The 22,476-nt window shown below is 36.3% G+C and carries 22 protein-coding genes; all 22 read right to left on the reverse strand.

Features of this window, described 5'->3' with window-relative positions; genetic code table 11:
* Positions 1-99 precede the first annotated feature (99 nt).
* Entirely contained in the window at positions 100-240 is a 141-nt protein-coding gene (locus ACHA8N_RS05310; protein WP_393964980.1) for a hypothetical protein, read from the reverse strand.
* 131 nt (positions 241-371) lie between these two features.
* Positions 372-1,211, reverse strand: a complete 840-nt coding sequence (locus ACHA8N_RS05315; protein ID WP_393964981.1) for a hypothetical protein — start codon at positions 1,209-1,211, stop codon at positions 372-374.
* A 12-nt stretch (positions 1,212-1,223) separates the two neighbouring features.
* Positions 1,224-2,141 carry a hypothetical protein gene (locus tag ACHA8N_RS05320; protein ID WP_393964982.1) on the reverse strand — a complete coding sequence of 306 codons (918 nt, stop codon included), beginning with the start codon at positions 2,139-2,141 and terminating at the stop codon, positions 1,224-1,226.
* A gap of 11 nt (positions 2,142-2,152) precedes the next feature.
* A complete protein-coding gene (locus ACHA8N_RS05325; protein ID WP_393964983.1) occupies positions 2,153-3,520 on the reverse strand; it encodes a TadA family conjugal transfer-associated ATPase in 1,368 nt (455 codons plus the stop codon).
* Between the two features lie 86 nt (positions 3,521-3,606).
* Entirely contained in the window at positions 3,607-4,407 is an 801-nt protein-coding gene (locus ACHA8N_RS05330; RefSeq protein ID WP_393964984.1) for an AAA family ATPase, read from the reverse strand.
* 11 nt (positions 4,408-4,418) lie between these two features.
* Positions 4,419-5,294, reverse strand: a complete 876-nt coding sequence (cpaB, locus tag ACHA8N_RS05335; RefSeq protein WP_393964985.1) for a Flp pilus assembly protein CpaB — start codon at positions 5,292-5,294, stop codon at positions 4,419-4,421.
* Entirely contained in the window at positions 5,291-5,743 is a 453-nt protein-coding gene (locus ACHA8N_RS05340) for a hypothetical protein (protein WP_393964986.1), read from the reverse strand. Before ACHA8N_RS05340 ends, cpaB begins: the two co-directional genes overlap by 4 nt.
* Complete coding sequence (locus ACHA8N_RS05345; protein WP_393964987.1) at positions 5,740-8,544, reverse strand: hypothetical protein; 2,805 nt, start codon at positions 8,542-8,544, stop codon at positions 5,740-5,742. Before ACHA8N_RS05345 ends, ACHA8N_RS05340 begins: the two co-directional genes overlap by 4 nt.
* 19 nt (positions 8,545-8,563) lie before the next feature.
* Positions 8,564-9,817 (reverse strand): SH3 domain-containing protein, encoded by a 1,254-nt coding sequence (locus ACHA8N_RS05350; protein ID WP_393964988.1) that lies wholly within the window; start codon positions 9,815-9,817, stop codon positions 8,564-8,566.
* 117 nt (positions 9,818-9,934) lie between these two features.
* On the reverse strand, positions 9,935-11,242 hold the full coding sequence (locus ACHA8N_RS05355) for a hypothetical protein (protein WP_393964989.1): 1,308 nt from the start codon (positions 11,240-11,242) through the stop codon (positions 9,935-9,937).
* A gap of 17 nt (positions 11,243-11,259) precedes the next feature.
* The gene (locus tag ACHA8N_RS05360) at positions 11,260-11,433 is read right to left on the reverse strand and encodes a hypothetical protein (RefSeq protein ID WP_156501877.1); all 174 of its coding nucleotides are present in this window, start codon (positions 11,431-11,433) and stop codon (positions 11,260-11,262) included.
* A gap of 17 nt (positions 11,434-11,450) precedes the next feature.
* Positions 11,451-13,295, reverse strand: a complete 1,845-nt coding sequence (locus tag ACHA8N_RS05365) for a VirB4 family type IV secretion system protein (protein ID WP_393964990.1) — start codon at positions 13,293-13,295, stop codon at positions 11,451-11,453.
* Between the two features lie 2 nt (positions 13,296-13,297).
* Complete coding sequence (locus ACHA8N_RS05370; protein ID WP_114597416.1) at positions 13,298-13,897, reverse strand: hypothetical protein; 600 nt, start codon at positions 13,895-13,897, stop codon at positions 13,298-13,300.
* 56 nt (positions 13,898-13,953) lie between these two features.
* On the reverse strand, positions 13,954-14,304 hold the full coding sequence (locus tag ACHA8N_RS05375; protein WP_114597417.1) for a hypothetical protein: 351 nt from the start codon (positions 14,302-14,304) through the stop codon (positions 13,954-13,956).
* A gap of 8 nt (positions 14,305-14,312) precedes the next feature.
* Positions 14,313-15,185 (reverse strand): conjugal transfer protein TrbL family protein, encoded by an 873-nt coding sequence (locus ACHA8N_RS05380; protein WP_064300999.1) that lies wholly within the window; start codon positions 15,183-15,185, stop codon positions 14,313-14,315.
* 1 nt (position 15,186) lies between these two features.
* Positions 15,187-15,576 carry a pilin gene (locus ACHA8N_RS05385; protein ID WP_114597418.1) on the reverse strand — a complete coding sequence of 130 codons (390 nt, stop codon included), beginning with the start codon at positions 15,574-15,576 and terminating at the stop codon, positions 15,187-15,189.
* Entirely contained in the window at positions 15,548-17,479 is a 1,932-nt protein-coding gene (locus ACHA8N_RS05390; RefSeq protein WP_393964991.1) for a VirD4-like conjugal transfer protein, CD1115 family, read from the reverse strand. Before ACHA8N_RS05390 ends, ACHA8N_RS05385 begins: the two co-directional genes overlap by 29 nt.
* Positions 17,480-17,487: 8 nt before the next feature.
* A complete protein-coding gene (mobP3, locus tag ACHA8N_RS05395) occupies positions 17,488-19,899 on the reverse strand; it encodes a MobP3 family relaxase (protein WP_393964992.1) in 2,412 nt (803 codons plus the stop codon).
* Complete coding sequence (locus ACHA8N_RS05400) at positions 19,896-20,285, reverse strand: ribbon-helix-helix domain-containing protein (protein ID WP_393964993.1); 390 nt, start codon at positions 20,283-20,285, stop codon at positions 19,896-19,898. The genes mobP3 and ACHA8N_RS05400 overlap by 4 nt, the downstream gene beginning before the upstream one ends.
* A gap of 263 nt (positions 20,286-20,548) precedes the next feature.
* Entirely contained in the window at positions 20,549-20,743 is a 195-nt protein-coding gene (locus ACHA8N_RS05405) for a hypothetical protein (RefSeq protein WP_393964994.1), read from the reverse strand.
* Positions 20,744-21,554: 811 nt separating this feature from the next.
* Entirely contained in the window at positions 21,555-21,692 is a 138-nt protein-coding gene (locus ACHA8N_RS05410; protein ID WP_393964995.1) for a hypothetical protein, read from the reverse strand.
* 202 nt (positions 21,693-21,894) lie between these two features.
* Positions 21,895-22,467, reverse strand: a complete 573-nt coding sequence (locus ACHA8N_RS05415) for a hypothetical protein (RefSeq protein WP_393964996.1) — start codon at positions 22,465-22,467, stop codon at positions 21,895-21,897.
* Positions 22,468-22,476 lie beyond the last annotated feature (9 nt).

Genomic DNA, 22,476 nt, shown 5'->3' on the forward strand with positions numbered 1-22,476 from the left:
GCGCCAATGCTTTTGCTAACACTACCGTTAGTAAGACTACTGTTAAGATGATCATTAAATTCATTTTTTTCTCTCCATTCTGTTTTTTATGTTTTTAAATCATTTTCCCCAAGTGGTTGGATCTACTTTAGTTGAAGTATCTTTCAATCGTGTGCCGTAATTCGTGTACGCTGTTTGAAGTGCTGCGTAAATCAAGCCGACGGCCATGATCCCGACGAAGATTACTCCTACAGTCCACATACCGTTATCTGCAGAGTTCTGCGAAACTTCCGATGTAGCCCATTTTGGAGCTAACGCTTTTGCTAGCACTATTGTTAGTAAGACTACTGTTAAGATGATCATTAAATTCATTTTTCTCTCCCCATTCTGTTTTACATTGATTGCATTGTTTCTGTGAACGTTACATATACGATGACGAACGGATAAAGTAAAATCAGCATAACTACAATGAAGTTCCATTTTGCGAATGCTAAAGGCTTAGTCGATATCAAGTAGTTATAGTTTTCGTGACGTAGTTTATCCATGACTTCTATTTGGTCATCTAAAATTGAAATTGCGCCCTCTTTGTTTACTTCTGACGCTTGTTTAATTGCAATAACGAAGGTATGCGCTTCGGTTATATCAAGATTCTGTGCAAACTTTTTTAATACATCATCGTCTCCTGGTCTAGTTTCTAAATCCATTGCTAGCTCATCAACGAATGGTTTCAAGTAAGGTCCGGCATACTCCACTGATTTTTTGATCGCTTTCGAAGGCGTATGGTTCTTTAGCAAGGTTGCAACAATTTTTAAGTAACCTGGTAACTCTAATTTCCGTTTCCAAGTAGCGGCTTTAATTTTTTGCTTCAATTGATAGTCTGGATAGATGTATAACAAAGGAGAAACACATGCCATAACTTTAAATAACATTGATCCAGTCATGGTCATAAAGACTAAAGAAGCTGTAGTAAATAAAACTGCATATAAAATTTTAGTCTGTCTAAATTTCTTCACTGTCATATTCATTCCAGATATCAGGAGCTTGTTTTGCAGATCTAGATTTTTTTTGCGTTTACTTTGTTCTGCCTTCGATAATTCATTTTTGTTTTCTTGAAACTGATCACCCCCTTCCAGAAGGATATCTGAAGCCGTTACTCCTTTATTCGGAGTCAAAATAAAATACAAAGCGAAAGTGACAAGCATAAACAAAATTAGCGTTATGAATAGTTCCAAGACATGCCCTCCTTATCGTTCAGCCATCGGGTTAAAACTCGCTAGCTTTCTGACGATGAGATAAATCCCAATAACAGCTAGGAAATTAAATGCGATAACAACTTTTCCTGGAAGAGTTCCAGTGAGTACTTCAGCCATTTTAGGCATGAAATTAAAAGCAAATGGCATTAATAAAACAAATAAAGCGTTCTGATAAAAGGCTCTTTTTTCTTTGACCAGCTCTGTTCTCAATTTAGCAATGAGTGTTTTTTCAGACTCTATATCATTAACCACAGAGGTTAGTATTTTATAGGTACCATCTCCTCCATCAGCAATAGCTATTTCAAGTTGATCTACATAAAAACTGAGCATCTTAAATGGATACTTATCTACTAGCCCGGAAAAAGATTTTTTCACCCCAATTCCAGAGGAAAGATTGATAATAACTTTTTCGATTTCTTCTTGTACCGTGTGATGCTGCAACTCTTTGATTTCTTTTAATGCTTTTACTGGTTGATGAGTGACCAATAGTGTAGAAGTAAAGGCATTTAAAAAAACTAATAAACGATCGAGTAAGACAACACGATGTTTTCGCTTTTTTTGATTTAAAAGAATTCTAGGAACGATGAATCCTAAGAGACCGAAAAGTAGTAACACATCTTCTTTTCCAAAACTAAAGTATGAAAATAAAGATATTGCTATTACTGATGTTAGCGATATTAATAGCCATTTACCTGTGTTCAAGTTCCATTCATACTCGAGAGCTTCTTGTTTTAACTTTTTAGGATTTAAGCTAAATTTTGAATACTTGAAACCACCTATTTTTTCATTACTTTGTACTTTATTATCCTCATCAATCATCAGTTCAGTTATAGAACTTCTAGGTTGAAAAACTACACGTATAAAAGTGTAGATAAGAAGGATCAGAAATACAGTGAACAATAAATTCATTAGTCACCTCTTCATATTAATTTTGCAATGAGCTTTGGTTCTGCTAGAGACCGTGAAAATTTTCGTTTGAGTCGCTGTGAAAATTTATTTTTTAATATATGAACACCATTTAAATGTTCAACCCCACCTAAATCATTGAATACAAAGTTCTCTTTTTTGTATTCAAATAAGAATAAATCATTTAATGTCACTCGATTATTTTGATAGTCATACCCTTCTATTTCTGACACTTGAGTCACATACCGATTGTTATCTTCTAATTTTTCCATAACAACGATTAAATCAAATGCACCAGCGATAGATTGTAGAATGTCATCTCCACTTAAATTAACACCTGAACGAAGACACATTTTCTTTAAACGTTGAAGAGCTTCTTCGCTACTTTCAGCGTGTATAGAAGTGAAGCCACTATGACCTGATTCAAAAAACTCAATCATTTGCATCGCTTCTTCTCCACGACTTTCTCCTACAATGATTCTCCTTGGATGTTGTCGAAGGCCTAATTTCAAACCGATGCTATAGGGAATATCTGTTTCTGGATTTCCGGTCATACGACACTCGAAAGTATAAAAGTGCTTCTCAGGATATAGTTCGTGAAGAAACAACTCTGGATCATCTTCAGCTACAAGCGTTCTTTCGTTGCTAGGTATGTGCTGAGCTAAATGTTTAATAAACTCAGTTTTCCCTGTACCAGTACCTCCTACAATCAATATTTTCAACTTTGCTTGAACAGCTGCTTTAAATAAGTCCAACTCATCAGCTGAAGCTTGATTAGTCTCTAACATACGTTCTCGAGTAGCTCTCAACTCGCTGGAGCTTTTTCGAATTGAAATGGATGTACCAATTCCCGATATGTCTGATTTCATAATGTTTAATCGAAGTCTAGGTAATGCAGTGTCTGTATAAGGTTTTGCAGTTGTTAGAGTAGATTCAGTAACGTTAACCAACCGATAAGCTAGCCTTAGAATCTCACTTTCGCTTGAAAAGTTAATTACTTCTCTTGTAAGAGGATCGACGAATAAAGTATCTCCTTCAGGTCCAATATAACGAATGGATTTTGTTCCATTCACAAAAATATCTGTGATGTCTTCTCGATCGATAAGAGGTTGGAGAATCCCAAACCCTGTGATTTCATCTAGAATTGTACTGACTAACTCTTGTTGTTCAATATTAGGAATCGCAATACCGTTTCGTTGAATGTATTCAGATATCTTAGAACTTAATTTGTCACGCTTTTCTCGATCTAAGAAAGATGATTCTAACAACGATTTATTTGTCTCAATCAGATATTTCCTAAGTTTTTCTACTGATTCATCTATTAAGTCCTGCTCGGCTTCACCTAAAAGCTTTGCTTTACTTTGCTTGTCTGCATAAGACATTGCATAAAAATCGATTTTATTATCGTATTTTTCATTATTACTTTTTATTAAATCAATCTTAGTACTAATTTCGATTCACCCCTTTTTTATCTAACAAAGCTTAAAAGATTTCTAATTGGGCTTTTAGGTTTTTCTACATAGCCTACTCCTTGAACACCTAAAGACGCCTGTAATGATTGAATTTTTAAATCAATTAAATCACTACCGATTTTAAGCAACCATTCTTCTCTGACTCTAAATGGATCATATGGGATAGGGAGATAAGGCATTTCGTTGATAAATTCTGCTATATCTCCTTGGTAATCTTTTTCATGTTTATTGATAACCAATGTTTCCTCAAACGATAAATTATTCTCTAGTAGCCACATTTTTTCGTTTCTGAATTCCATTAATGATTTGGGTTTGCCTTCTACTACACTTATGACTTGATCAGAACCAGTAATAATGGGATAAGACGTAAATTCATCAAGTTCAGTTGGGATATCGATAACAACGTAATCATAGGCTAGCTCTTTAAGAGTACTCATAAATTTCTCTATCCAAGAGCTAGGATCTTCCAACTTTACTTGATCATACTTCCCTTGAGACTTCGGTACAGATAACAAATCCATTCCCCAAAGTTGGTTAGATGTTTTTTTGTCCATATCCTCTTTAGTGACAATATAGTTAGTAATTTTGTAGCTATTACTACCTTGATTGACTAGATTCAGAAAGTTTTTTGTAGGATGTGTAAACCCTGTATTTGTTGCGAGTGACGGACTTACTAAGTTCGCTTCAATGAACAATACTTTCGCTTTTAATTTTGCTGTTTCCTTAGCAAAAGTAGTTGCTAAGGTAGATGCACCGGCTCCACGGCTTACGCTTCTAAAGGAAATTATCGTTGGCATTAGAATCCTCCTTATTGTTTTACTGAACTAAATTCTCTACCGAAATTAAGCTGCTGTTTTACATGGTCACTAATTTTATTTTTTGATTTATCTTCAATGTATTTCAAGATTACAGTTTGATCAGATACCTGATTAAAGGACGCGAGAAGTTTTTTGTTATCTCCTTCGTCAATGTTCTGCGTAGCTACTGGCATAATCATTCCTAACTTTTTAGCTCGATTAAGATATTGTAATTGAGCTGGAGTAACTGCCAGCGTATATAATCTAGCAGCACTTTTAACTTCTTTAGTTTCTCCATTCGAATCTTGTTCCTCACGAAATGCATCGTTAGTTTCTCCATCTTTAACGCTCGTCACTCTCACTTGAGAAAAGAGACCACCGAAAAGAACACTTTGCTCGTTCTTATCTGTCATAAGTTCTCCTTGAGTGCCCTCCATATTTAAAAAATATAGATCAACGAATGTTCCTGGCACTATTGAGTTTCCTGAGCTTGTTTCTAGATCGACTAGTAAAGGAAAAGCTACTTCACCTTTTTCAAGTGAAAGGATTGCCGCATCTGGTAGTTCATTTTTACTTTTGACGTTGTTTTTTAAAAAGAAGCTATTCTCTGAAATCCCAAATCCTTCAGTTGTATACTTCCCAACAATTTGTTCTTTCGTTATAAAAGCATTAGGTGGAATTGCGTTTGCTGGTACTTCTCTCTCGAAAATCATTTTTTCAGTGATTTTTGTATGTGGTTGAATATCCATTTTCACTAAGGCTACTTTAGTAGGATTAACGGCCGTTTCGACTGCGTAAGCATTGTAAGCATACATGGATCCTACAACTGCTAAAGAAAGAGTAGCTGCTATAACTTTTCGTTTGGTTTGTTTTTTCAATTTCTTCACTCTACGTTACCTCCTGGAATCTTAACTTTGCTTTTCGATTCATAAATGACGACATTTTTAAACAGCAAGCTAATATCCTCATTTTTATCTTCAGTTGTTCTTTTGAAAGTTGATTTGTTTGTTACCTCTCCTTCAACTGCAACCATTGCTGGGGAGGTATTTACTTTGACGACTCTAAAATTCCTGGTACTTCCGTCGTAATTAAAATCGACGTTCTCTTTATAGAATTTTTCATATTCATCACTGAAAGCGACTGGATCGATTTCCACGCTTTCAGTGACACGTAGTGTTCCTTTGTTAATGGAACGTTGAATCGATGCTTCAGAAGCTTGCTTAACAGCATCACGATTATCAATCATGCTTGCATTAAGTACCGTTGTATCGATTTGAAAAGCGAAACAAATAATAAATAGAGTAATAGCTATACCAAACCAACCCATTTTACTCATTGCTTGCCCCCTACAATCCAATCTTCAAGACCGTTCAATAAGCTTACTTTCCCTATCCAATCCCAACCGTTTCCTCCAGGAAACGGCTTACTAGGGGAAACTGATCTTCGAACAAAATCATCCATTGCCGTTCCTTTAATTTCTGTTTCGCTTGTTAAGCAAAGTCCTAGTTCATTGATTCCTCCACGACCTACATTTACTTCAAATGGATATTTACCATCCTTTTGTTCGAAATCCGAGTACCATTTTCGACCACCGTTAATCAATTCTTCTGAAGATTGAGCTGGATTATTGTTATCAAAAACTACTCCTGACTTTTTAGAAACAAATACGTTTTTAGGAACGAATCTAGCAAATTGACCAGTGTCTGTAATACGTTCAAGATACTGCATAGAGTCTAATCCACTGGCTGAGTATCCATACTGTACTGCTGCGTTCTTAGCAGTGCCGTTATATAAAGGTTTGTATTCATTAAAGTACTCAGTATCGACTGTATACGTAAATCCATATCCAGCCCTTAACTTTTTAGGGAAGACGCTGTTTATAGATCCTTTAAGCGTCTCTGTGTACGTTCTATCTCCTAATACAGAATCGCTTATAGTGACTACTGGTCCACTTGCCTCAGAAGTCGGTCCACACATTCCAACTTCTCTAGAAGGTGTATAGATTGTTGTTTCTCGGACGTTGTTTGCATAAACATCCTCTACTCCATCAACATACTCTTCATATGTTCCATCTTCGTTAATCTCCGCTACTACAGTTGCTTCATCTTCTACTGTCCAAGATAAGCTGACTGTTTTTCGCTCGCCTTCTTTTAGTAAGACGTGTGTTTCTCCTTTAACTTCGTTATTTACCTTAAGCGTTAGATTTGGTTTAGTGCTGCTGTATTTAGATTCATCAGCATTTACCTCATCCAACTCTTTTTCGTAGTGGTCGATCCATTGATCGGTTTGACCAATATCACATTCCATATCGTTAATTTGTGTCTGTTTGTTGTTCACTGCTGCCTGAGCTGCATTGACTTCAGCAGGGTTTACGACTGTTTTAGTAGTACATTGTTCTTTACCGTTACCATCAATTACACAACTTTCTACTTCTTCACCTTTTTTGGCATCCGCCAATTTCTTATTTAAAGAAACTAATTCCGATTGATATTGTGCTTTTTTTAATTCCTGACTTGCTTTTGTAGCTTTTTTTGAAGATAAGTCTTTGTTAATTGCATTTTTTGCTTTTAAACGATTTGCTGCGTAGCTTGCTCTATAAACGGAAATCGGTGTTGTAGTTGCTGCATTAGAGTCCGTAGTTTTGGTTTCAAGTCGTTCAACCGATAAATCCAATTCATAGTCATATCGATATTCTGGAGGATCTATATCTTCAATTTGGCATGTACCTGGTTTAGGTGGCGGAACGCTTTTAGGACTCCAACTTAAGCTAGTGCTAGCACTATTGTTAGCATAATTCTCCTCCGTCATGTCTTTACTTCCATTAGGATTGAACTCTGCGGTGAACTTAAACACGCCCGCCCATGTCGTGGTTATATTGGGATTAAACCCGTAAGACTTGCTATACACTGTTCCGTATGGGAATGATTTACCGTACTTTGGCAATGTTGCCGTTGAGAGCGTTCCACTCTTTGAAACAGCTTTCCCCTTTGCATCAATACCATCAAAGTTCCATCTTACAGTCCACGGTACCGCTACTTTCGAAGTTACAATTTGTTTATCTGGTGAAGCGTTTTGAACTTTAAATGTCAAATTGACATTGTTTGATGAACGAGAAGCCGTTAAAGAATTTGCTTTCATATCTGGTTCTGGACATTCAGGAAAGTCTAACGCTTTAACGATATAAGCTTGATACCAGTACACACCTGAATTTGGATCTCTGTACTGAGTAACTGCCAATCCTGCCTCATACCCTCTCCGAAGACTTTGAATGCGAATTCTAGCTTCATCTTCGTTCTTTAACCACCAAGATCCAGCCTTATAATCGAGTAGCTTTTTTCCTAACCAAGAAAAATAACCCATGGTTTTAACTGCTTCATCATAGAGACTTCCTCTTGGAGAGTAAAAAACATCTTTCATTGCATAAGCATACTTAACTCGTGTTGCATAATTTTCGGACTTCAAGAATAGATCGGCATCAAATTTACTGATACCGATATATTCAGGATAGTCTTCGTTAATCATTAGTCCACCATAGCGAGAATAACCAAGATATCGCCACTGGCCACCTGAGTAATCATTTCCATAACTACTGTCATTGACATCTTTAGGCGTTCCATAAATCAATAATCTATATTTCCGTGAAAGACTCGGATTTAGGTTGTATGTCTTGCCACTTATTCTGTTTGAGACTGTAGGTACACCAATACTTTTTACGTATGATAGCCAGTCTGTATCCCCACATGCCTGAATCGCTAAGGATGAATAACCAGAATTCGTATTTTGAACAGCTGCTCCGATTGTTCGATAAGTAGCAAATACTGTAGGTTGTTTACTTTCAGTAACGATTACTTCCCCGTTATGATCCGCATCGATTAGTTTGACTACTTTTCCGCTATCTGATGTGATCATTTTGCCTTCTAAGTCTTTCCATGAATGAATAGGAACTTTACCTTTAGTCCTGCTAATTGATGAATCAAAAAACGATTTCATCCCATTGCTTTCAATAAATTCAACATCTTGAATGTTGACTGCATTTTGTTCATTATCGCCTACACTGACTGTACTAGCTTCTGCAATAGATGTGCTTGTAAGCAGGAACATAGTCAATAAAATAAGCGATACTTTCTTCAGCTTCATTCAGAACCCTCCGATATGCTTATTTCTCAAAACGAATACTTCCAGCGTTGAAAGTAACCGTGTAACCATCGACGTCATAAGGACCATAACCATCCCCACCGTAATACTGTTCATCAAAGTATTTATTTATTACGGATTCATACCCATTAGGTAAATATGGTTTTAACATGAGCTTCATGATGTACTTACTCTCTTTGATTCGTAAATCACGACCGCTAGAGTAATACATTTTGAATTTTTTTGATCCATATGCAAAATCGTAGGCAATTTTAACATCATCCAAAGATTCAAACCCATCTACAGTGTTTACTAAATTAATTACAGATCCATTTGATTTAGCACCTAAAGCATCCGCAATCGCCTTTGTTTCTCTCACTTTCGTGTCATAAGAAAATGAATTTGAGATTTTCACTTGATCGACATCATCAAATTTTAAAGCCAAAGCGTAGCTACCTGTCTGCAGCTCGTATCCTGATACATTACTCGGTTTATTAGATGTATCTTTTGGAGGAGTTGTAGGAACTGTTGGCTTTGATGGAACTGTAGGTTTTGTAGAAGTGACAGCCTTTTTAATATCTGACGACTTAATAAAGCGATATGACTTTTGGAACAAAATCTTTGAGAAACCATTGCTAGTACCATAGACTCCTACTTTTGTTCCTTTCTTTAGTGACCCTACCGCCTTGTACTTAGTTGATGCACCGGTACGAACATACGCCTTAGTCGGAATAACTGAAGCATAATATTGTACTTTAGGAGCTATAGAAACCTTTTTTGTATACTTTGAAGAAATGTAACCAGTTTTACCTTTGAATTTAATGGTATACCAGCCTGATTTGGATCCAATTACCGTAACCTTGCTTCCCTTTGCAAGCTGACCTAATTTTTTACCTGATGCAGATCTAGATTGACGAACGTTCAAGGCATCAGTAGTAGTAACCGAAAATTGCTTAAACGTACTAACTGAGGCATTCTTTTTAATGTATTTTGCTGAAACATATGCTGTTTTACCTTTGTATGTGATCTTATACCAACCATTTGTGCTTCCCTTTACCGTAACCACGCTTTTATTTTTAAGAAGACCTAATTTTTTGTACTTCGTACTTGGGCCGCTTCGTACATTTAAATCTGCCGTAGACGTACCTTTAAACTGTTTGAATGTTGCTGCTTCCACTTTTCTTACTTGTCCTGGAGCATTCTCAAGAATGCTTACACTAGGAACTCCAGATAAAAATACTGTGGCTGCGATCACTGCTGATAGACTCTTTTTCATAAAACATTTCCTCCCTATGATATAGGCATTTGAATGCTATTATCCGCTTTTCTTCCTATATATAGGATACCAATTAAACTAACTAAAGTAAATTCCTATACTTGGTAATGAGGTCAATCAGTTTTTTAAGAATGGTATTCTGATTTTCCTTCTTTTTTTCGGTTCTCTTGTATCTTGATATATAGGAATATTCATTAGCTTAGAAAGGTGATTTAAACCTTGGATAAATGCATCATCTATATCATCGGTTGAATTTAGAAGAAGTTGGCTTTTTAACGATCTTTTATAAATAATCTCTGGATCCAAAGCTGGTAAAAATACATGATTTTCGAATCCATTGTTGCTTGCAAATTCATTAGAAATCAGATCATGTGACTTGTTTATGACGTAGATAATCTCCATGCCTTTTTTACTCAAGGTATTTATTTGCCTTTTTCGCTCTGTACATTCCCAAAGTCCATTAATATCAGGTTCTAAAACTACAATGAGTTTTCGAGCATCATTTAAAATCTGTGGTCTTTCAAAGTAGCTATCACCAACATCAATTAAATTAAGACCTTGTCTCACCTTTATAAGTAGCTTCAGAAAATCTACATCTGCATCAGAGATTTCTTTATATGTTGTTTTTAGATCCCATTTAATTTTTTTATACTCATAAGGTTGGTAGGGCGAATCGCTTTCTAAATCAATTACGGAACTTGGTAATTCATAATGTTCACCTGTAGAGTACAGAAAAGTAGGCTTGTTAAAAGGAGATTCGGTTACTCGTACATCAAAATCCAAATCAGCTAAATATTTCGCTATAGATTGAGTGATCAGACTTGCTCCAGCTCTTCGAGTAAGGTTAACTACAAACCAGCTGTCTGCTTCTACACTAATAACTTTTGTTTTCACTACTTCTTTGACTACAATTTTTTCTTTAACCTTAATTTCTTTAGAACTGCTTGCAACTTCTGGTTCTTTATCGTCAATAAGCATTTCTGAGCGTTCCATACTACTTTTCCATCTGATTGCATCAGCTAAAATCTTTTTTTCTTCGATTGCTGCCGTTAATTTGTCTTGATTCATTTCATATATTTCTTGATAGTCTGCACCAGTAGGATCTTGAAGGGAGACAATATCATAAACACCAGAATTTATAAGTGAAACTAGCGTTCTATCTCCTACCTGTAGATCAAATCCTGCTAGAATGATTCGAGTGGTTGGCTTATTTAATACAATATTGATTATTCCTTTTACAAGAGCATCTTCAGAAGCACAAGTAAGATCAACTAAAACGTAATTTAGTGTCACTCTCGAGACTTTTATACACGCATTTAGAAACTCGGTATCGCCAAATTGATCTATAGCCTCAAAAACCAATTCTTCATTAGCTACAGATTTAAATAAATGATGATTTCCTGGACTAGAAATTATTCCGTACATATTGCTCCCCCTTTCGATCAGATAAATTGATTAGGTGCTTCTTTATACTCTTTTAATTTTTTTAAAGTGATCACCTTAATGATTTGGGTGATTGATAGGCCGTAATCTTTAGCGATACTTTCAAGTTCAACTTTTTGATCTAACGTAAACTTGATACAGCAGTTATAGTCTTGTTCTTTTGACTTCATCATCTTGGTCATCCCCTTATTTAACGTCCACCTCCAGCCCCGAATAACTCAAGTTCTTCTTGAGTGACGTCTATTTTCAAATGCAATCTTTTACTTCCTGCAACAAATAGAGCTTCCCCACGTCTACCGTCTGCTAGTGTCTGTACCTCTCTTTCAGAGAGCGACATGAGCTTTTGTAACGCTTCGATATCCTTATCCCCTTGACCCATGATGAATTTATAGACCGGGTTATCAATTAACGCTTGGCCATATCTTTGAACTGAGGGATCTAACATATCTACTAGGTTATGAAAAATTGACATTAACCCACCTTCACGTTTACGAATACGTTTTGAAGTGTTGCGTAAAAATTGAAGTGGCTGCGGATGATCTGGATCAGCTAACAAGTATGTTTCATCGACAGCAATAAATACTCGTTCATCTTTATCTCTGCTCACTTCATCCCAAACCCATCCTAAGATGTTATAAAACTGCGCTCTCATAGTTCGTTCATCTGCTTCAAGTAGTTTATTTATGTTGAGAACTATGAAGTCACTTTCAGCTTTAATTGTCGTTGCTCCATTCCATAAAAATGAATCTGCCCCGATTGCACTTGATCGCAATCGCATCGCTAAAGTTTTCCATTCTTTTTCTGTTTCATCGCTGGACGATCCATTTTCAGTATTCGTTTTAGAAGCTTCTAAAATTAGTTCGTATAGCTCTTCTAAAGTCGGCCAGGCTTCATTTGATAATGATGTAGGTTCAGTAGTCCAAGTGATACCCTTGCTCTTATAAAGAACTTCTAAAGCTCTTTCTAGTAAAACTTCCTCTAAAACCGTCATGTCTTTTAAGTACATTCTGAAGAATGATCGGAGAACCTGAAAATGTTGCGCTAGAGGTCCACGTTTAGCTTTCCCGTCATCTACTTCAGTTTCAAACAGTGGATCACTTTCTTCGTCATCATCAGCTGGTATTGCTCTGACTTGTAAGGGATTAATGCGACCTTTTGGATCTCCTGCAGCATCAATATACTGTCCTCCAAGATTCTTACATAGATCACCGTATTCATTTTCAGGATCGATTACGATTACTTTAGATCCTTGAGCCCATTCATTCGCTAATATCTTCTTTACTAGGGTTGATTTACCTACACCAGGCTTTCCGATAACCGTAACGTTACTGTTCGTTCGGTCTGACTGCCGAACCCAAAAGTCTGTTAATACAATGCCTCCAGCTGTATCCGTACCCAGTAAGATTCCTTTACCATCATTTAATCCAGAAAATACAAAGGGATAACTTGCAGCAGCTGTTTTGGCGGTCATATTTCGTTGTCCGATTGCAGTAATATTTTTCGGTACCATCTCCCAAGGAGTAAGTCCTTTTAAGCAATCTTCTTGTCTTAGAATCGGCGTGCGTGCTCTAAGTCCACCTGCTGCTAACTCTGCTTCAACTCGTCTACACCGTACCTCTAAAGATTCATCATTTTCTGCCCCTACTAGAAGAAGTGTAGTTAGATTAACAACACTTTGTTGATCTCTATCAATCTCTTTTAACAGCTGTTGAACATCTTCTAGTTGGTCTTTTGTTCGTTGTTGCTCGAACGGATTTTTAACATCCATCAATCGAGAAGATAATTCGCCACTAGACCTTCTAATTTCTCTTACAAGTTCAAAAGGATCTGTAGGATCAATCTGAATCGATACTGTCACGCCCTCCATATTCGACACTCGAGATAACCATGCAGCCGAAACCTGATTAGGATACTGTGTGATGACATATGTGCGCGCTACCCGATCTCCCCATACTACTTTTTTTGGCTTAAATTCAATCACCATTGGAGAAATTTGTTCAATCAATGGTGATGTTTGCTCTACCTTTTTTGCCATCTTCACTTACCCTCCACATAGTTAGTAAAATATGGTCCGTTATCTTGTGGCGCTCTCTCATAAGCTGCCTGTTGAGGATTAGAAAAAATAAATAAGAGATCCCGGATTTCTTGATTGGTACATAAATGCCCGCCTAATCCAGCTGAAGTTAAATTAGCTGCAATCTCCTTTGTTCTTCTAATCAATGAATTCTTCTCATACTCTGGATTCGTCGAAATATCTCCTTCGAGTAAAAGATAGAATTGTTGTTCAACTGCTTCACCACCAGAAGCCATAATGGCCGCATGTGACATTGCATTACTTAATAATCTTTTCTTCATACCAATTGGTTCTTGTGATTGTTTTACTTTCAGTTGTTCGATGAAACCATCCAAATCAACGGGTCTTGCGATTGAAAAGATTTTATACCTTGTGTCAATCCCATTCATGACCTCAAAAAGTTGACGGATCCTCATGTCCTTTTCGGTTTTAGATAAAAGTGACATGTTTACTGTTCCGACTCTTATAAGTGAAATGACCTTTTGATCTTTCCTTAAAATCAATTGATCATTCACATCAGAAATATTGAACCAATTTTGAGCATTTTGCTTATTGCTGTTCATTTCAAGCTTATTTTTTTCTTCAGTCGTTACTTCTTTTCTTTTAAATGTAAAGATGTCTATTCACCTCTATCGAGTTTCGAATATAGATACTTTCTTGGTCTTTTTAGAAAGTCTTTATAGTATTGAACAAACTTTATGACCGATACACCTTCTCTTGGATCTTCGACAATAAGTAAGAATGAAACACCACCAAAAACTAAAACGACTAATGCCTTTACCAAACCTTTTACATCAATAATTAGATCTACTGTTGAAATGATAACCAATCCAACTATCCCGGCAATGAGGATTGCGATGATTTCTCGCAATCCTATACCGAAAATTTCGAATCTAGCTTTAATGTTTTTGGGAATGATGTATTTTGTTTCAGTTTGTTGGTTCATCATCTTTTCTAAATCGAAATTCATGATTCACCTCATTTTTTCATGACCATTCTTGAAACTGCCATCATACTGAATTGTTGACCACTGCTTGATCCCATCTTCCCTGTACCTGTAGAGTGGATATGTTCTTTGAGAATCGTTGGTACTTTAACTGCTACTATCAATACTCCAAAGAACAAACAGAATCCTAATAAGGCTTCTTCTGGTCCTTTAAACATGGTCTGTAAGGACTCGAATCCTATTTTTATTAACAATAGTTGCGAAGCTTGTGCTAGCGATATCGCTAGTAGTTGTCTCCACCATGATGAATACATTTCACTGTTGGGATTCATTAGAGATACCGCCATGAAACAACCAGCAACAGCTAGAAAAGCTAACTCAGCTGCACGAATTGATGCTTGAATGACAATAATAAACATCAAAATGACAATTGAGATTACCATTACTAAGATAAATAACGGTAAGTATTGTAATGCTGAGAATGCTTTCAGCATATCCTTCAGTGATCCTTTACCTGCCGGACTACCGAAACCGCCACCTTCTAGTTTCGCTACATCTACAGCTAAAGTTGTTCCAAACTTGTAGATAGTGGTTACTATCCAAGGAACACTCATGATTACAGCTACCGACTTCACCACTCGAATGAGTATTTTTGCGGGATCAGCAACCTCATCACCAGATTCTTGAAGAATGTAACGGAATAACATCTCTTTTGCGACAACAACAGATAAAAGCGTAATTCCTATTCCTTGAGCGTATATGATCGCATCTACGACAATATCCATCTCTAGAATCTTTATTCCAGATCCACCTATTTGAGCGAGTAACACTAAAATAAAATCAATGGCTCCATCAATCCAGTCTTCAAATAGCGTATTAATTGCTTTTGAAAGGAATCCGCCCATCTTATGCTACATAGTACGTTACGATAATCGCAATTAATGACACTGCCGATAGACAGATCGCAAGACCGATGAATACATTTTTCATTTGTTTTTTGATTTCGTTTCGTGAACCTGGATCATCTGTCATAGCATATTTAAGACCTAATCCAATCATGATGAATCCTGCTACAGCTCCAGCGATTGCAGTAATCCATCCACCTGCATCGCCTAGAAGTGTTTTCGTGTTTGAGAATAAAGTCGGTGTAGCTTTTCCTTTCTTAGCAGCAGCTTCTGCCAAAGGACTTGTAAGTACTAAAACCATCATCGCAAGTGATAAAGTAACTAACGCATTCCAATTCTTTTTAACCTTGTTTCCCACTACATTAATTTGCTTGTTCTTCTTGAAGTTCATCTACTTCAGTTCCTCCTTCTAGTTCTCGAATTTGATCTAATGCTGATTTTTCTTTCTTTACGCTTTCTGTTTTGACTTCCATTTCTTTTTCCACTACCTTGATAACTTTAGGTAGAGTTTCGGCATTCCTCCTTTCAATGACTACTGGTTTGTGCTTATTAAATTCTTTCATTGCTGACCATTCTGATATATCAGGAGCAGTCAACTTAGAAGGAAATTGACCTGATCTTAATACTAGTGTCATTCCACTTGGCCATCTTTCGATTTCATCAGGTAAAAGTAATGAGCGACTTGTTAAGCTAGTACTCGTCGTCCCACTAGGCTCTAAATTTTTGTAGTTATTAGATACGCTATTAGTCGAAATTGTGTACTTACCTGTTTTTTCTGAAATGGCTTTAGCTGTATCAAGGTCAGTCGTTCTTAAGAAAATCCAAACCAAGCAGTTTCCTGTAATAGTTTTTGCAGCATCTCCATAAGTTGTTTTCAATTGATTCAAATCTTGAAGAGCTAAAGTGAATCTCATACCCCGACCAGCTGCTACAGTGATTTTGGTATCAAATTTTGAAATTTGAGGCATATTCCCGAACTCATCCAAGAAGAAATTCACTTGGACGGGTAACCTTCCACCGAAGTGATTCGCTTCTTTTACTAATTTCGAATAGAGTTGGTCAATGTATAGACTGGCTAATAAATGTCTTGAAGTCGTTTCATCAGGAATAACTAAGAACACAACGGACTTTACTGTTCCTATATCTTCGAGACGATGATCATTCTCCTCCGTCATCAAGGCAATGTTTGGGTCTGAGAACAATAACAGATTGGATGCTGCGCCACTAAAGAAGCTTCCTCGTTGTCTAGATGGTGCTAAGGCTGCAACTGTGAATGCATCCCTTGCAGGGTGTTCATGATTGAGCTCCATCATTAAATTATTAAGAGGAATGTATTCTTCAGATGTTTCTGGATCAACGATTGGTTGCCCATAATCACGTAACAATCTAAATACAGAAATTAAGTTTTGCTTTGCCGGGTTAGTTTCTTCAATCGCTATATACATAATTAGTGCTGTAGTTACTGACAGCTCACCATTCGCCCAAATTGGATCTCCTTTTCGTTCTTTTTGGAATACGATCATGTAAGCTAAATCGCGCGCACGTTCAGTCGCTAGGGCCATTTGATCTTGTTTCGATAGGCTCGGATCATTTAAAGCTTCTACGACTGTTTGCATAGGGTTCCATGTGTTGCTCTTTTTTCCTGGATCCCTTAAATCAATTTTTATTACCTTGTATCCTTCACTTTTCAGATATCCACTTGTAAGGCTAAACAGCTCACCTTTAGGATCCGTTATGACCATACTTTCACCAGCTTTACCTGTTACATAAATTGAAGGCATCAACGATTTACGAGATTTACCTGACCGTGTAGAACCTAAAAGTAAAGTATGTGATGCATCATGAACGTAATATGCTCTTTCGGTTTTGGTGTCCATACCTAGAACCACCCCACCTGACTCAGGGCGAGTTCCATTCGTCATGACCCAGGTACCATTAGATTTCTGCATTTCTTTATCAGTAGAGAAACGAGCAGTTCCAAACTGTCCTTTACCAGTCGCTTCAGGTCCACCTAGCCCTTTTAATTTTTCGTTTTTTATTTTTATAGGACCCATTAAAAATAGAGAAAGTGTAAACAATAAGACTGGTGCTTGAACGTACATAAACAATCTCAATGTCACTTCAGAATCAAGCATTAGGAACCAGGATTCTATAAGATCAACTGAAGAAGACCATTTTTTAATAGTCTCAACAGGATTGCTCTCAATGTACTCAGGAATACGTAAAAGAGATGGAATAAACATCAAATCTGCTATTGCTATTGCTAGCACTACGAATATCTTCGCTTTTAACATGGATCACCTTACCTTTCCCGTGAGTTCTTCCTCTCGTTATTCTTCTCTTTCATTAATCTTCTCCGTAGTCTTCTTTGAGCTTCGTACTCCGATTGGTTGATTTCATTTCGAAGCCCTTTAAATGCACCTTTCCATAAATCCGTAATTACACTAATCTGTACATTTTCTTTTGGATAGTTATAAACGTCCTTTAGACCATTTAACTTTAGATCCGAGAGCATGTATCTATACTCTTGTTTAGTAAGCGATACATTCCCTCCGTATCTTTCCATTTCTAAATTTCTGCTGTTTACAGCCTTTACTACGGTCTCAATATTTTTCTCAGGAATCTGACTTTGCGTGTTAACATTCCACTTGCTCAATGCTGCAGTAACTTGTTCTTCGGTCATTCCACTTGATATGAGCACTGTAGCTGCTCTATTTAAAGTGGTACGCTCAGTGTTTTTTAGCTCCCATTTAGCGTTAAGAGCATTTAAATTGATGATTGTTTGGTTTTTCTGTCCTTTTCGTTCCAGGAGTTGCTTCAAGTCTGGATTTTCTAAATTCACTTTTGACAAATCAATGAGCTTTTGAAGTGACTTTATTTGACTTGGAGATAATGATTCAAGGTTACTCTTATCAACCTTCATCTCTACTTCCCGAAGGACTTTAATTGCGCTCTCCCTGTTTGGGCTAAACTCATATGTGTTTGAGAATGGATATTTCATGTTTAATCCAGATTCATTTGCGAGCTTAGTCCAGACATTTTGTCCGGCCATGAACTTTTGAGTCGCTACTTTACTAACTTGTTGTTCAATCCAGTTAGATTGTGATTCAAACGATATATTGTTTTTTTCTAAGCAAGTTTTTAATACGGATAGTTGCTTAATAGGATCTATATTAGCCTCTTTCATAATAATCAATTGTTTGAACACCGTATTTCTCATATCATGTTCAGACAAAATCATATTTGAAAGTGCTTGAGTAAGTTCCTTCTTTTCAACTAGTAATTCTAATTTCCGTACAACTTCAAATGGCGGTTCGCTTTTTAAATTCAAGGATCGTTTTAGCATTTCCCACTCCATTTTGTTTATGTTTAATTTCTTACTTAAATTTGTTGAAGGTACATCGAGATTGAATTTAGCTTTCAGAAAAGGTGAATACATTGCTAAGTCACTTATTTTAGACTCAACATTGGTTACCTCTACTTTATTAGTGGCTAGAAACTCCTTAAGCGTTATTTCCATCCCGGCGTTTTCTTTCAATTCTTCAAACACCTTAACCATTTCGTTCTTATTCAAGCCCTTATCTAGTAAAAGACTTTTCGTAACTTCAGTTACTTGTTTCTCCAAAGACTTAATAGGAGCTTTAGAATTCAAAAGTGCCTGTTCAAAATCTAGGACGTTATTTTGTTTTACCTCTACACGATTTGATTTCCGGTATAGATCAACCGATTTTAAAATTTGATTTGATAGTCTCTTTTCTAAATCCTTGATAGCATTATTTGTAGAGTCCTCAATTTTTTGCTCGTCTTTCAAATGAAACTTCGCTAATTTTTGAACGGCTTCAAGATAATTAGCCATTTCAAATTTAAACTGTGGTTGTTTTAGTATCCACTTTGAGAAGTTATTCAATTCTGCTTTAACCTCTTCAGGCATATATCCGTATGCAAGCCGTCCTTTAGTAGGGATCATCTCTGCAAGTTGATTAAACTCTGCATATACGGTCTTTAGTTGTTTTGGATCCAGCTTAATTTCATTCGGAATGTCACTCTCTTTTCCGACAAGACTTAGAACACTCTTATCTAAAAGCTGTTTTGCAACTTCACCGATGTTGTCTCTGCTAATTGTTTTTAGAACATTTAGCTGTTGTCGTTCCTCTTTAGCAATATGCTTCAGAAAAATATTTCGTACATTTCTCATTTCTTTACGATCTAGTTTTCCTTCTTCTTTTTGAGGGTTTTTCTCCCACATCATTAGATGCACATGAGGATGTCCTAATTCTTCATGGTAAGCTGCTACCCATTTTCCATTGCTACTACTGATACCCATCTCCTTAAAGACTTGATCGGTTGTAGCGCGCATGAATCTTTCCCAATCTCCCTTTTTTTCGAATCCAAGATTGGCTGCATCATCCCCCCTTAATGAAATTATGTACTGCCAAACAATCCCCTTATGCTTTGATAATTCGTTTTGAATAGTAGTAAGTGAAATAATTTCATCTTGGCTTTTTCCAAAAAGCCCATGTGATCCAGGTCTTTCAGAGGCGTATTTAACATGTCCTGCAGCAGTATCAGGTGAAAATTCATCTAATACGCTTTTTGTATTATTCATGACTGTTCCTGGTCGAGTTGCAATGTACGTAGCATAATTACGATTCAATTTTTGATTCGTTGCTGTAGGAGTTTTAAAACGCATTTTCACTATCAGAGGGGAATTCATTTAAGACCGCCCCCCATTACTGTCTCAAATGGTTTTTTTAAATCGTCTACAGCTTTGACTCGAGCTTTCGTATACGAACTAAGGACATCAAATGTAGTAGCCTCGTCTAAATACTCGATTAGTAGATTTTGTGCTACTCCTGAGAAAATAGCTCCTTTTGAAACCAGCTTTGCTAATCGCTCAATTTTTGGATCCAGTGCATTGTCGAGCGCCCTAGTTAAATCAGCTACGATTGAGTCTTTAACTGATTCTTTTGTCTCGTTTTCGATGTACTGGAGACATGCTTTTTCAATCAAGTTTGATCGGTTAATACCAAACTCTTCTGATAAGGTATCAATTTTTTCTACAACATTTTCAGGAAGATAAATGTGTACTCTTTTATTCACTGCATCACCTCCTTTCTTGACCTGTCACACTGATAAAACGTCCTATTATAACGTGTAATGGAATAACAGCACACGATTTTTCAAATCGGTTCATCTTTAGCACACAATCTAGCACACGCTAGATTGGCACAGTGACAGGCTTTGCCTGGCATCTGTAACAAGACGTGGCACACGTCTCTTATCCTGCCTATTTTTTTGGACCGAACTTAGTCCAAAAAAGGATCGTCTCTTGGTTTTCTAAGGGACGATTTTGTTTTGCGGTTTTAGTTTTTTCCAATGTTCTTTGCAAATCGATCTAAAGCCAATTTTGCTACATCTTCTTGTAAATAAATCTGATCAAGATTTATTGATTCTCCACTTGTTCTTACTGATGGTAACTCTCCGATTTCTCGTTCCTTTGGTAAGGACACTCCGAATTTATGAGCCCATCCTTCTATAGTCCAACGTTGATTCCCCATAGTTCCACTACCTAACTTTCGATGATTTTATTCGATGTGCCTAACTGTTCATTGTTCCTTCTAAGCTACTATTAACGAAATTGATAAATACAATAATTGAGATCAAAAAAAATATCCCTACAACTGTAGAACTAAGAATCGCTATAATCCTTCCGAAAATGAGTTGAACCATCCAATATGTTGCTTTAACGAACAAATAACCGATCATTAATGCAATAAGTACATAAAATATCAAAGCAATAGTATGCAAACGAAATCACACCACCTCAAAGTGTAGAATTACATTATTTTTTGTTGATAGATGACTTTAGATGGATTTACATGGATAATCCATGACTTCTTTATCAGATTAAGGATTAAAACTTGTTTTGTAAAGCCCTATTTTCTCATTTTCTTGAATAATTTTCCGATTTACCTACATTTTAAATATGTGATTTAAACTATATTTAGTTTAATCTAAAACTATAAATATCGGTATTTCATGACTAATTATTTAGTTTTTTATAATATAAAAGTAAATTCCAATAATTCAGTTATTTAAAAGAGGTATTAATTAGTTTATTTATAAATTAAAAATAAACTTATGTAGTTTTTAATTAGTTTATTTTTAAATTAAAAAATATAGCGGAAACACTTAGAAAGTATTTCTTTTGAGCTTATTTACTACTTTTTGAACTTTCCAATATAAAAAATCAAATTAGTGATTTCTAAAGGATAATCTGTTACTTTTTAAGTTTTAATCGGGATTTGATTAAAACTCATGTGTTTGATCATAAAAAAGAAGTCGTAAAAAAACGCACAATGCGTTTTTTTACGACTTCTTTTTTTCTAGCTTTTTGATTTCTTCGATTCGTTTAAACATTGTCTCCAACATTTCTGAATCAACTTTGTTTGCTGCAGTATTCTTTTTATTAGTAAATCTCGATGCAGCGTAAATGACAACACCCATGTAGTATATCTCTCCTTTTATACGCTCCGTACTGCCTGTTAAGTGAAAGCCAGGAACATACGAATCCTGCGCTAAAGGCGCATAGGATCGTTGTTATCGGCTTGAATAAGGCAGTAGCGGTAGATTTAGCGTCTGTCAGCATGAAATGCGCTACAGACGCTTCTATGAGCCCTAAAAAGTCTTTAAAGGGACTTTAAAACGTTCATTCCATACCTTTTAGCATAAAAGCGAGATTGTTTAAATCCGTACTATTCTTCTTAGTTGAATTGTTTGGATCCTTTTCTGGTGTAGAATGTTTAATTTGTCCCTCATTATTGCTAGCACTATTTTTAGGACCGTCTTCATTCGAGACAGTATTAATAAAATCTGAAAGTACTTTTCGTTTATTTTCGTTATGCTCAATTGCATGTTTCAAAGGAACATCATCAGTTGCGACTTCTTGTTTTAATGGCTTTGAGGAATTCTCTTGTTTTTCGTCAATACTTTTAGATGACGCTTCTAGATTTTCATTTGAACGATTTATTAAAGTCGGTGACGGATAAATCGGAATTTGATTATTCATATAGTGTACTGCTGTTGGATCTGGTAAATCATATGAATCCTTAAGCGTTTGGAGAGCTATTGTAATAAGCTCTCCAATTGCCTGATTTCGGTTAATATTACGTTTTTTCAAGTAATCGTTAAATGCTTCTGTATAAGTCGCATCGTTACTAGGTGTGTAAGTTAAACCTTCTCCTGGTGATAGGCCAGGCTTATGATTTTTTGATCTTGCCATATCGATTCA

It is taken from the genome of Exiguobacterium sp. S22-S28, from assembly GCF_043359615.1.
Lineage (GTDB): Bacteria > Bacillota > Bacilli > Exiguobacteriales > Exiguobacteriaceae > Exiguobacterium_A.